The organism is Nocardiopsis flavescens, assembly GCF_900141985.1.
In the GTDB taxonomy this organism is placed as follows: domain Bacteria; phylum Actinomycetota; class Actinomycetes; order Streptosporangiales; family Streptosporangiaceae; genus Nocardiopsis; species Nocardiopsis flavescens.
Genome location: NZ_FQZK01000001.1, coordinates 879,442 through 890,211 on the forward strand (window position 1 = coordinate 879,442; position 10,770 = coordinate 890,211).

The 10,770-nt window shown below is 77.4% G+C and carries 10 protein-coding genes; 7 read left to right on the forward strand and 3 right to left on the reverse strand.

Annotation, left to right across the window (positions count from 1 at the left end):
* Nucleotides 1–2: 2 nt before the first annotated feature.
* Nucleotides 3–644, forward strand: coding sequence for a GntR family transcriptional regulator (locus BUE45_RS03985; RefSeq protein WP_073374983.1), 642 nt, complete (start codon nucleotides 3–5; stop codon nucleotides 642–644).
* 135 nt (nucleotides 645–779) lie between these two features.
* Here BUE45_RS03985 and BUE45_RS03990 read toward each other — a convergent pair whose 3' ends face one another.
* Both BUE45_RS03990 and BUE45_RS03995 read right to left on the reverse strand, forming a co-directional pair.
* A complete protein-coding gene (locus tag BUE45_RS03990) occupies nucleotides 780–3,305 on the reverse strand; it encodes an ABC transporter permease (RefSeq protein ID WP_073374987.1) in 2,526 nt (841 codons plus the stop codon).
* Nucleotides 3,302–4,108 (reverse strand): ABC transporter ATP-binding protein, encoded by an 807-nt coding sequence (locus BUE45_RS03995; RefSeq protein ID WP_084736858.1) that lies wholly within the window; start codon nucleotides 4,106–4,108, stop codon nucleotides 3,302–3,304. Before BUE45_RS03995 ends, BUE45_RS03990 begins: the two co-directional genes overlap by 4 nt.
* A 214-nt stretch (nucleotides 4,109–4,322) precedes the next feature.
* Between BUE45_RS03995 and BUE45_RS32890 the strand changes: the two genes are divergently transcribed.
* The 6 genes from BUE45_RS32890 (at nucleotide 4,323) to BUE45_RS04025 (ending at nucleotide 9,637) form a co-directional block, all read left to right on the forward strand.
* Entirely contained in the window at nucleotides 4,323–5,618 is a 1,296-nt protein-coding gene (locus BUE45_RS32890) for a sensor histidine kinase (protein ID WP_218619481.1), read from the forward strand.
* Nucleotides 5,606–6,250 (forward strand): response regulator transcription factor, encoded by a 645-nt coding sequence (locus BUE45_RS32895; protein WP_073374991.1) that lies wholly within the window; start codon nucleotides 5,606–5,608, stop codon nucleotides 6,248–6,250. Before BUE45_RS32890 ends, BUE45_RS32895 begins: the two co-directional genes overlap by 13 nt.
* Nucleotides 6,251–6,750: 500 nt before the next feature.
* Nucleotides 6,751–6,987 (forward strand): hypothetical protein, encoded by a 237-nt coding sequence (locus BUE45_RS04010; RefSeq protein WP_073374995.1) that lies wholly within the window; start codon nucleotides 6,751–6,753, stop codon nucleotides 6,985–6,987.
* A 2-nt stretch (nucleotides 6,988–6,989) separates the two neighbouring features.
* Nucleotides 6,990–7,952 (forward strand): SRPBCC family protein, encoded by a 963-nt coding sequence (locus BUE45_RS04015; RefSeq protein ID WP_073375000.1) that lies wholly within the window; start codon nucleotides 6,990–6,992, stop codon nucleotides 7,950–7,952.
* Nucleotides 7,953–8,116: 164 nt separating this feature from the next.
* The gene (locus BUE45_RS04020) at nucleotides 8,117–8,992 is read left to right on the forward strand and encodes a hypothetical protein (RefSeq protein ID WP_073375004.1); all 876 of its coding nucleotides are present in this window, start codon (nucleotides 8,117–8,119) and stop codon (nucleotides 8,990–8,992) included.
* A 204-nt stretch (nucleotides 8,993–9,196) separates the two neighbouring features.
* Entirely contained in the window at nucleotides 9,197–9,637 is a 441-nt protein-coding gene (locus BUE45_RS04025) for a DUF6463 family protein (RefSeq protein ID WP_073375008.1), read from the forward strand.
* A 338-nt stretch (nucleotides 9,638–9,975) separates the two neighbouring features.
* Here the strand turns inward: BUE45_RS04025 and BUE45_RS04030 are convergent, their stop codons facing one another.
* Nucleotides 9,976–10,716 carry an IclR family transcriptional regulator gene (locus BUE45_RS04030; protein WP_073375012.1) on the reverse strand — a complete coding sequence of 247 codons (741 nt, stop codon included), beginning with the start codon at nucleotides 10,714–10,716 and terminating at the stop codon, nucleotides 9,976–9,978.
* Nucleotides 10,717–10,770 lie beyond the last annotated feature (54 nt).

A 10,770-nucleotide genomic window follows, 5' to 3' on the forward strand; every position in this document is an offset into this window, starting at 1 on the left:
CGATGACCACGCGACACCCGCGGCTGCGTTCCGCCGAGGTCTACGAGGCGCTGCGCGCGGAGATCACCGACGGCCTCCTGCCGCCGGGCTCGCCCCTGGTGGAGGACGAGCTCGCGCAGCGGCTCGGCGTCTCGCGCACCCCCGTGCGGGAGTCCATCCAGCGGCTGGCGGTCGACGGGCTGGTCGTGTCCCGCAGGCGCCGCTGGGTGGTGCACGTCTTCACCCCCGAGGAGGTCACGGAGATCTACGGGGTGCGGGCCGCGCTGGAGTCGCACGCGGCGCGGCTGGCGGCCCAGCGCGCCACCGACGGGCAGCTGGAGGAGATCGCCGCGCAGCGGCAGGCGATGACCAACGAGTCGATGATGGTGCTGCCCGAGCGGGCCAGGGCCAACGACGGGTTCCACGACCTCATCACGGGGGCGTCGGGGAACGCGCGGATGCTGGCCACCATCCGCGACCACCGGCTGTTCCACTTCAACCGCAGGATCGCCGCGCTCTACGACCAGGAGGACCTGCGCACCTCCTCGCAGCAGCACGGGAGGCTGATCGACGCCCTGCTCGCGCGCGACGCCGACGCCGCCCAGGAGGTCGCCCGCCTCCACGTGGAGTTCTCCCTGGAGCTGGTGCTCCGCAAGCTCTACTGACGCGGTGGCGCGGGGACCCGCGCCGGGCCGGGGTCCGGCGGGCGGGCGCACCGGCGGGGGGAGCGGGCCCCTCTCCGGTCGGTCGGCGGGCCCGGCCGGGCCCGCCGACCGACCGGCAGCGTTCCCGGCGGCCGGTCAGGCGGAGGGGGCGGCGGCGTGCACGGGGCGGGCGCGCAGGACCACGGCCAGCGGCGCCAGGTTGGCCAGGAGGCCGATCCCCACGACGGCTGCCGCCATCGGCAGGTACCGCTCCAACGGCATGGACAGCACCGCCGCCTGCGCGGTGAACGCGTAGCCGGTGCAGGCCAGGCCCAGCGCCGCCGCGGCCGTCCCCAGCGCCACCGCCGCGCAGGAGGTGGCGAGCGACTCGCCCGCGACCATGCCCGCGACCTGGCGCCGCGAGGCCCCCACCAGGCGCAGCAGCGCGAACCCGCGGGCGCGGGCGAAGCCGGACACCACGAGGGTGTTGACGGCGCCGATCGCCGCGAACCCCGCCACCAGGGCCACCATCAGGTGGGTGATCCAGCCGTCCTCCTCCGCCGCCGCGGCCTGGTCGGCCAGGTGTCCGCCGCGGTCCATCACCCGCAGCCCAGGCGTCCCGTCGAGTTCCCGCGCCAGCAGGCGCGCGGCCTCGTCCGGGTCCGCGCCGGGGTCGAGCGCCACGTACACCCCGCTGTCCATCCCGTCGAGCATCCGGGGCGCGATCCGGTCCCGGGGCAGCAGCAGCTCGGGGAAGTCGAGCCCCGCCCGGTAGACGACCGCGACGGCGGTCCCGAACTCCCGGCCGTCCGGGCCCGCGAGCGTCACCTCCTCCCCCGCCGCCCACCCCCGGGCGGCGGCGACGTCCGCCCGCACCGCGACCGAGGATTCGTCGAAGGCGCCCCACTCCCCTTGCTCGGTGCGCAGGCGGAAGAGGTCGGGCACCGTTCCCGGGTCCACCGTGTAGGCGAACATGTACGGGCCCCCACCGGAGGCCACGGTCTGGCGGAACCCGCCCGCGGCGGCGACCCCGGGCACCCGGGCCGCCCGCTCGGCGGCGTCCCGCGGCACCCCCACGCCCTCGGGCCCGGCGACCACCAGGTCCGCCCCGAGCCGCTCGCCCAGCGAGTACAGGCGCGCCTCGGTGGCTGTGCTCCCCTGGAACATCAGCAGGCACGCCACCGCCGCGGTGACCGTCAGGGGCGTCACCACGCCCGAGAACCGCCGCGGGTCGGCCAGCGCCTCGCGGTGGACCACGAGCGACGCCGGGTGCCCGCGCGTCAGCGGGCGCAGCGCGAAGAGGGCCGCGCGGACCAGGTCGGGGGTGAGCAGGGCGATCCCCAGGACGAGCACCATCGCCGCGGTGTACGCCGCCACCACCGCGCCCTGGGAGCCCGCCGCGGCCCAGGACACCGCGAAGAGCGCGGCGGCGCCGAGCAGGGTGAGCGCGCCCAGGACCAGGCGCGCCCGGGAGGCGGGGGCGGGGTCCGCGGCGGCGGTGCGCAGCGCCTCCACCGGCGCGGTGCGCCCCGCCGCCAGGACCGGCCGCCAGGAGGCCGCCGGCGGCACCGCCAGGGCGAGCGCCGCCCCGGCCAGCGGCGGCGACCAGCCGATGACCAGGTCGAAGCCCGCGGGCAGCACGCCCATGGCCGCGAAGAATCCGCGCAGCAGCACGGCCGCCGCCACCCCGGCCCCGAGCGACAGGACGGCGGCGACGGCCCCCAGGACCAGGGCTTCCCCGAGGACGAGGCGGCGCACCAGCCCGGGTGTGGCCCCGGCCAGCCGCAGCAGCGCGAACTCCCGGGAGCGCCGCCGCACGGACAGGTTCATCAGGCCGGACACCATCACGCCCGCGACCACGAAGGCGAGGACGGCCACCGTCCCCAGGAACCGGCCCATGCCGGAGCCGAGTTCGCGTCCGGCCCGGTCCAGGGCGAGCGCGTCGCCGCGGTCCGCACCGGTGAGCACCCGGGTCCCGGGCACCTGTTCCGCGATCTCCCGCGCGAGCCGCCCGGTGTCGGCGCCCTCCCGCGGCAGGACGGCGGCCAGGACCGGGGCGCCGCCCCGCTCGGCCGCCTCCCCGGGGGCGAAGAACAGGGCGCGCTCCCGGTCGCCGCCCGCGCCCGGCGCGAGGACGCCCGTGACCAGTGCCGGGAAGGTCCCGTCGGCGGTGAGGACCTCGGTGCGGTCCCCGGGCCCGAGGCCGGCCTCGGCCGCGGTCCGCGCGTCCACGGCGATCTCGCCGGGGTCCCGCGGCTCCCTGCCCTGTTCCGGGGTGAGCCGCTCGGCGCGGGCCAGCGCCCAGGAGTGGCCCCAGGAGCGGTCGGCCTGGCCGCCCAGGGTGCGCCCGTCCGCGACGACGTAGGCGGCGAACGGCGCCTCCGCCTCCACCCGCTCCACGCCGGGCAGGTCCGCGAGGGCGGTGAGGACCCCCGGGTCCAGCCGGGGCGGCTCCCCGGACGGCGTGGCGGTGATGGCGCGCAGGTCGGTCTCCGCGACCACCACGACCGGCGCCCCGGACAGCCGCCAGGCGGCGTCGGAGCCGTCGGCCGCCGCCAGGTCGGCGGAGTGCTGGAGGGAGAGGGCGGCCGTGGTCAGCCCGGCGCCCAGGGCGAGGGTGAGGACCGACACCGCCAGGGAGCCGGCGCGGGCGCGGAGGCCGCGCAGCACGAGGGCGGTCACAGGGACTCCAGGCGGCGGATCCAGGCGAGCACGGAGTCGGCGGCGGGGTCGGCGAGTTCTCCCTCGACGGCGCCGTCCCGGAGGAAGAGGACACGGTCCGCGCGGGCCGCCGCGACGGGGTCGTGGGTGACCATGACGACGGTCCGGCCGTGGTCGGACACCGCGTCGCGCAGGGCTTGGAGCACCCGTTCGCCGGAGCGGGAGTCGAGGTTGCCGGTGGGCTCGTCGGCGAAAAGGACCCGGGGGCGGTGCACCAGGGCGCGGGCGATGGCCACCCGCTGCTGCTGGCCCCCGGAGAGTTCGGAGGGGCGGTGGCGCAGGCGCCCCTCCAGCCCCAGGGACCGGACCAGGTGGTCCCGCCAGGCCGCGTCCACGGGGACCCCGGCGAAGCGCTGTCCGACGGTGATGTTCTCCTCTGCGGTCAGCGCGGGCAGGAGGTTGAACGACTGGAACACGAACCCGAAGGCGTGCGCCCGCATGCGCGTCAGGGCGGGTTCGGCGAGCCGGGTGACGTCGCGCCCGTCCACGAGGACGGTCCCGGCGTCGGGGCGTTCGAGCCCGGCCGCGCAGTGCAGGAGCGTGCTCTTGCCGGACCCCGAGGGGCCCATGACGGCGGTGAACCCGCCGCGGGGGAAGGCCGCGCTCACCGACCGCAGGGCGCGCACGGGCGCGTCGCCCCCGGCGAACGTCTTCTCCAGTCCGACCACCCGCAGTGCGGCCGGGTCCCGCGGGTCTCCCCCGGGCGGCCCCGCGCCGGCGCCGCGCTCCGTTCCGGCGCCGGATCCGGCACCCCGTCCTCGCATGGCGGTCCTTTCCTCGTCCACGCGGCCGCGGGTGTTCCACGGCCCGTCTCGTGTGTCGGGGAAAGCCAAGCGGAAGGGCACGGGGGGCGTCACTGGCGGTGGCCGGAGCACCCGGGTGGAGGAACCTCTACCTCCCTCCTCCACTTTTGTGGATCTCGTATGCTCTCGCACCGAGGGGACGGACGCCCTCCGCGGAAACGGACTCGGAGGGCCGATGGAACCGAAGACCCTCCCCCTCCTGGGCCCCCGGCGCGGGGCGGACGGCCCGGCGGTCCCGGGGCCCGGCTTCCCGGGCGCGGTGGCGGGCGGGCCGCTCCGGGTGCCGCTCACGCTCTGGCCCCTGCGCTCCCTCCTGTACCTGGCGACCTCGCTGCCGGTGGCGGTGGTGTGGGCGGCGGTGTGCTGGCCGCTGGGGCTGCTGGCGGGCGTGCCGCTGGGCGCGGTGGAGCGCCGCCGGCTGGCGCTGGTGGACCGCGCCGCCGCCCCCTCCCCGCACGGGCCGGCGTCCGCCCCCGTGCCGTCCGCGCGCTGGATCCGCCTCCGGGCGCGGGAGGCCGCCACGTGGCGCGAACTCGCCTACGGGCTGCTGCTCCTACCGCTCGCGCTGCTGGAGGCGGTCGCGGTCGTCCTGCTGGTGTCGCTGCCGCTGACACTGCTGCTGTCCCCGCTGCTGCGCGCGACCGGCGGGCTGGACGCGCGCGAGTCGTCGCTGACGGCGGGCGCGCGCCTGTTCCCGGCGCTGCCCTGGGCGGCGGACATGGCGCTGGGGGCGCTCGCCCTGGTGGCGGCGGCCTACCTGGTGACGGCGCTGGCCGTGGGCCGGGCGCGCCTGGCGCGGGTCATGCTCGCCGCGGACCGGGAGGAGGAGCTGGGCGAGCGCCTGGGCGAGGCGGTCCGGTCGCGCACGCGCCTGGCGGACGCCTTCACCGCCGAGCGGCGCAGGATCGAGCGGGACCTCCACGACGGCGCGCAGCAGCGGCTGACCGTGCTGACGCTGCGGCTGGGCATGGCGCGCACGCGCTTCGACGCCGACCCGGAGCAGGCCCGGGAGCTGGTGGAACAGGCCTACGAGGAGGCGCGGGGCGCCCTGGCCGAGCTGCGGGAGCTGGTGCACGGCATCCACCCGGCGGCGCTCACCGAGCGGGGCCTGGTCGGCGCCCTGGAGGAGCTGGCCGACTCCTGTCCGGTGCCGGTGGTGCTCGACGCCGGGGAGACCGGGCGGCTGCCCGGGGCGGTGGAGTCGACCGCGTACTTCTGCGCCCGGGAGGCCCTGGGCAACGCCGTCCGGCACTCCGGGGCCGGGGAGATCCGCCTGAGCGTGCGGGTCTCGCGCGCGGGGAGCCTGGTGCTGCGGGTGGTGGACGACGGCGTCGGGGGCGCCGACCCGGGGCGGGGGTCGGGGTTGGCGGGGCTCGCGGACCGGGCGGGGGCTTACCTGGGGACCGTGCGGCTGAGCAGCCCGGCGGGCGGCCCCACGTCGGTGGAGGTGGAGATCCCGTGCGCGTCGTGATCGCCGAGGACTCGGCCCTGCTGCGCGAGGGGCTGGTACAGATGCTCACCATGGCCGGGCACCGGGTGGTGGCGGCGGTGGGGGACGCCCCGGGCCTGCTGCGCGCGGTGGCCGAGCACCGGCCGGACGTGGCCGTGACCGACGTGCGCATGCCGCCGGACCACGGTGACGACGGCCTGCGGGCGGCGCTGTCCCTCACCCGCTCCCACCCGGACACGGGTGTCCTGGTCCTGTCGCAGTACGTCGTCCGCGGCACCGCGACCGAGCTGCTGGAGGCGGCGGGCGCCGGTGTCGGCTACCTGCTCAAGGACCGCGTGGGCGAGGTCGGCGACCTCCTGGCCGCCCTGGAGGAGGTGGCGGGCGGCGGGACCGTCGTCGATCCCGAGGTGGTGCGTCGGCTGATCGGGCGGAAACGGAACCGGTCGGTCCTGGACCTGCTGTCGCCGCGGGAGGAGCAGGTCATGGAGCTGGTGGCCCGGGGCCGGTCCAACGCGGCGATCGCCGGGGAACTGGGGGTCACGGAGGCGGCGGTGGCCAAGCACATCGGCCGGATCTTCGCCAAGTTCGGCCTCCCGGCCGCCTCCGGGGACAACCGCCGGGTGCTGGCCGTGCTGGTGTACCTGGGAAAGTGAGGGCGCTCCGGGCGCCGCGGAGTTCCGCCGGAAATCCGGGACGGGCTCTCCGGGGAATAGGCTCCGGCGCCGGACTCCGCTCCACGTGCGCCGGGGCGCGGAAAGGCTTCCCGGAAATCCCCCGGAGGGAATACGCAAAAAGGCGTCTTCCCGAAATCGCGGAAATACCCCTCGTGCCCCGGCGCCCCTCCCCTGGGCTTGACGCATCGCGCCGCCGGCCGGGCGGTCCGGGCAGGCGCTCCGGCCGGGACATCGGTCCGCTCAGGGGAACTTCCCCGCCGGGCGCCCCCGCCCGCGGGCGCCGTGGGCGGGGACCGCCGCCACGGCGTGCGGCGGTGGGGGCCGCGGCGGCCCCACAGTGGCCCGGCGCCCCCCGTCTTCGCGGCCTGCTCCGACGGCAGGGTGCGGCGGTACCCGCGCTGCGCGCCGGGACACCCCGGACACGGAACGTAGCGCAACCCGGGTTGACACCGACCGAATGAGCAACCTAGGTTGACACCATGGACGCTGTGGAACTGGCGGGCGCCGCCTCCGACACCACCTCCCCCGTGGAGGGCCTGCGCGCCGTGGCCTCGCTGCGCACGCTGGTCGACACCCTGGAGCTGCGCCAGGTCGAGCACGCCCTCCGCGCCGGGGAGTCCTGGACGGCCATCGCCGCCGCGCTCGGGGTCACCCGCCAGGCCGTCCACAAGAAGTACGGCAAGCGCCTGCGCCACATCACCGACACGAGAGGTTGACGATGACGGACTCTCCGCCCCGCCCCAACGCCCTGGCCCGCGGCTACGACCGCGCGGTGATGCTGATGGCCGCCAGCGGTGAGGCGGCGCGCGCGGGCCACCCCGAGGTCGGGTTCGAGCACCTGTTCCTGGGGATCCTGGTCAACGGCGGCCCGGGGGCCCGGCTCCTCATGGACGCCGGGATCGACCTGGGGCGGGCCCGCGCCGCGATCGACGCCCTCCTGGCCGAGGACCTCGCCTCGCTGGGCATCGACACGCCCCTGCCCTCCCCCTCGGCGTCCTTCGCCGAGGAGGCCGCCCGGCTCCCCGTGGCCCCGCGCGTGAACGAGCTCCTGGAGGAGTGCCCCTCCTCCGGCGGCGACCGGGCGCTGCTCGCGGCCCTGGTCGCGGACGGCGGCGGCCGGGTGCGGCGGCTGCTGGACCGGCTGGGCGTGGACGCCGGAGCCCTGGACCCGGACGCCCCGGACCGGCCCGCGGCGGACCCGGCGCCCGCGGACGGGGAGGGGGCCGACGCCCCCGGCCCGCAGCCCCGGGGGTGGGAGCGCACCCGCTACGACCTCGACGTCCCCGTCTCCGCCGAACGGGTGTGGAGCCTGGTCCGCGAGCCCGGGCGCCGGGCCGAGTGGGACGCGGGCGCCGCGTCGGCGCGCGGCCTCGGCGGCGGCGCCGTGGAGCTGACCTCGCGGGACGGCGAGAGGACCCGCGAGGAGATCACCCACCGCGTCGAGGGCCGCGAGGTCGTCTGGACCCGGGACCAGGGGGAGAGGACCGCGCCCCGGTCGCTGCGGATCGTCATCGAGCCGCGGGGGCACCGCGCCCGGCTCCGCATGACCATGGAGTGGCCCAACGCCCTGCGCGGGCGGATCGCCAACCGGGTCGTCCGGTGGTTCGCCCGGGAGCAGCTGCGCCTGCACGCCCAGGCCATCGCCCAGGCCGCCGCCTCCTCAGGCCTTGTGGCGAAATGAAGATGATGCGATCGCGCGCTCTCGGCGGGCACTCGATGGGCGCCGCGCGCCCGTTGGCCGGAGCTTCCCGGTTCGCGCGACCCAGCGCCGGAGCGTGCGCCGCCCAGCATGGCCGGGACGGGTCCAGACCACGGGATCGAGGCAGGTGCGCCTAAGATTGCGGCATGCCGGAACCCGCGACCGACCTGTTCGCCGATCCGGGGAGCGTCCTGTCGTTCCGGACCGTGCCGCTGTATCCGGTCTCCCCCGAGAACACCGGCCGCTACGCAGCCGCGGTCGTCATCGGCCGGACCGCACGCGTCGTCGTCCTCGTCCCGCTCGCCGAGGTCTGGACCGAGCCGCCCTCGCTGGCGGCGGCCGCCGCCGCGGCCGCGATCACACGGGGCAAGGGCGGACGCGGTGGCACCGCCGTCGTCGTCACGATCGTCAAGGGGGAGAACGCGCGCCTGCCCGAGCTCACCCTGCTGGGTCGGCGTGAGGTCACCGACGTCGAGGCACGCCTGGCGCACCCGTCGCTGACCGGTGAGGCGTGGCAGATCGTGCACGGCACGGCCAAGGGACTGAGCGACGAGATCGAGGAGCGGTGGCGCTGGCGTCACGAGCTGCGGCAGATGCGGAGCGAGCAGCAGCTGGAGCAGGAGCGCCGGCACCGGGAGTCCGCGGAGCGGGAGCGCAGGCTGCGGACGCGGCTGCGAACACTCACCTTCGCGCAGCTGCTCGAGGAGCCGTTGCTCCAGGACTGGGAGCCCTCACCACCGTTCCCTCCGGCCTCGTTCCGGGACGCGATCGTCGAGCACATCCGGGACACGGAGCGCGAGCTGGCCGCGCTGGGGCCCAAGCCCCGACGCCCCCTCGTGCGCACCGCGCTGGCCGCGCTGGCGGGACGGATCCACGCGACCGAGGCCGCGGCCGGGGAGTGGTTCATCGAGACCGAGGAGCGCGAGGGCCTCTCGACGGTCTTCGAGGACCTCGCCTACGCGGCGATGCAACCCGCGCTGGTCGAGGAGATCGTCGACTGGCTGACGCCGCCCGAAGGCTGAGCGGGACCACCCGCGGCCGATGGTCCCAGGATCCGCGGTGCCGGCTCGGGCCGCGCCGTTCCGTGAGGGGCGGCCCGGGCCGAGGGCGGAGTCCCGGGCCCCGCTCGGACTCCCCCGCAGCCGCGCGCGGACTCCCTCCCGCGGGGGAGGGGGTCGCTCTCCCGGGGGAAGCGCGCTCCCGGGCGGGAGGGGGAGGCTGGGGTCATGTCCAAGAAGCGATTGACGGTCGCCGCCGGGTGGTCGACGGCGGCCATCGGCGTCCTGCACACCCTGGTCTTCCTGCCCCACCCCTACTGGAGCGAGTGGCTCGGCGGCGGGCTGCGCTCGGGCGAGGGCGGTGACGCCTCCCTGTCCGTGTTCTGGGCGCTGCCCGGGGGCTTCGTCGTCCCCCTCGTCCTGCTCGGCCTCCTGGTGGCGCGGCTGGGACGGCGGGGCGGGCGCGTGCCCGCCTACGTCGGCTGGGGACTGGGGCTCTGGGCGGCCGGGTGCGCCCTGCTCATCGGGCCCAGCGGCTTCCTGCTGGGCCTGGTCCCGGCCGGGCTGCTCATCGCCGAGGACCTGGCGGCGCGCCGCGGGGGCGCCGGGCGGGGCGAGGGGGAACGGACGGGCGATCCGGAGGAGGACGCAGCGCCGGGGCACCGCTGACCTCGGGGCCCGGCCCCACAGCGGGCGATGCGCGGGGCCCGGTCGCCGGGGACCGCGCACCGTCCGCTCGGCGGCGCGGACGGGGCACCGGGGACGGGACCGCGTGGTTCTCCGGGTCTGCGGCGCCCGCCCGGCCGGCCGGTGGTGCCCGGTGCGGCCGGGACGGCCGGAGCCGGACGTCGCAGGGGTTCCCGCCCGTGTGCGGCACGGCGGCCGTCCACCACGAGAGGCGGGTGCGCCGCCGCACCCGGCGCGGCGCGGTGCCGGGGCGGGCGCCGGCCGGGCGGGTGTCCCCGGCGCGCGCCGGGTCGGCGACGGCCGGGACGGAACGAGGGGGGTCACAACCTCCGCGCGATGCCCTGCGCCGCCACCTGGAGCGCGGTGACCAGCCTGCCCCGGTCGCGTTTGAGCGTGGGCACCACGACCGCGACCGCCGCCGCCACCTCCCCGCCCCGCCGCACCGGCACCGCCACCGAGCACGCCCCCAGCGTCATCTCCTCCACGGTGGTCGCGTACCCCTCGCGGCGGACCCGCTCCAGCTGGCGCAGCAGTACCCCCGGCCGGGTGACCGTGTACGGGGTGACCCGCCGCAGCGACCCCAGCACCCGGGAGCGCACCTCCTCGGGCGCGTGCGCCAGCAGGACCTTGCCGACCCCGGTGCAGTGCATCGGCAGCGTGGAGCCCGCGCTGCTGACCACCGGCACCGACGCCCGGCCCGCCAGCCGCTCCAGGTACAGCACCTCGTCGCCGTCGCGCACCGCCAGGTGCACGGTGGCCAGGGTGGTCGCGTACACGTCGTGCAGGAAGGGCGAGGCCGCCTCGCGCAGCGTGGTCTGCACCGGGGCCAGCAGCCCGATGTCCCACAGGCGGCGGCCCACCACGTAGGCGCCGTCCTCGCGGGCCAGCGCGCCGTGGCGCACCAGCTCCCCCACCAGCCGGTGCACGGTGGGCGGCGGCAGTCCGGCGCGCCGGGCGATGGCGGACAGCGTGAGCCGCCGGTGGTGCTCGTCGAAGGCGCCCAGCACGGCCATGACCCTGCCGGCCACGGTCGCCCCGGGTGTGCCGGTGTTCCCCGCCATGGCAGGCATTGTGCCATCCCCCGCAGACCGGCCTTCCGCTGAGCGGAAAGGAGA

What these genes read in the sequence shown, in the direction of transcription:
- BUE45_RS03985 (WP_073374983.1), top strand. Translation starts at nt 3, where the DNA reads ATGACCACGCGACACCCGCGGCTGCGTTCCGCCGAGGTCTACGAGGCG.
- BUE45_RS03995 (WP_084736858.1), bottom strand. Translation starts at nt 4,108, where the DNA reads ATGCGAGGACGGGGTGCCGGATCCGGCGCCGGAACGGAGCGCGGCGCC.
- BUE45_RS32890 (WP_218619481.1), top strand. Translation starts at nt 4,323, where the DNA reads ATGGAACCGAAGACCCTCCCCCTCCTGGGCCCCCGGCGCGGGGCGGAC.
- BUE45_RS04010 (WP_073374995.1), top strand. Translation starts at nt 6,751, where the DNA reads ATGGACGCTGTGGAACTGGCGGGCGCCGCCTCCGACACCACCTCCCCC.
- BUE45_RS04015 (WP_073375000.1), top strand. Translation starts at nt 6,990, where the DNA reads ATGACGGACTCTCCGCCCCGCCCCAACGCCCTGGCCCGCGGCTACGAC.
- BUE45_RS04020 (WP_073375004.1), top strand. Translation starts at nt 8,117, where the DNA reads ATGCCGGAACCCGCGACCGACCTGTTCGCCGATCCGGGGAGCGTCCTG.
- BUE45_RS04025 (WP_073375008.1), top strand. Translation starts at nt 9,197, where the DNA reads ATGTCCAAGAAGCGATTGACGGTCGCCGCCGGGTGGTCGACGGCGGCC.
- BUE45_RS04030 (WP_073375012.1), bottom strand. Translation starts at nt 10,716, where the DNA reads ATGGCGGGGAACACCGGCACACCCGGGGCGACCGTGGCCGGCAGGGTC.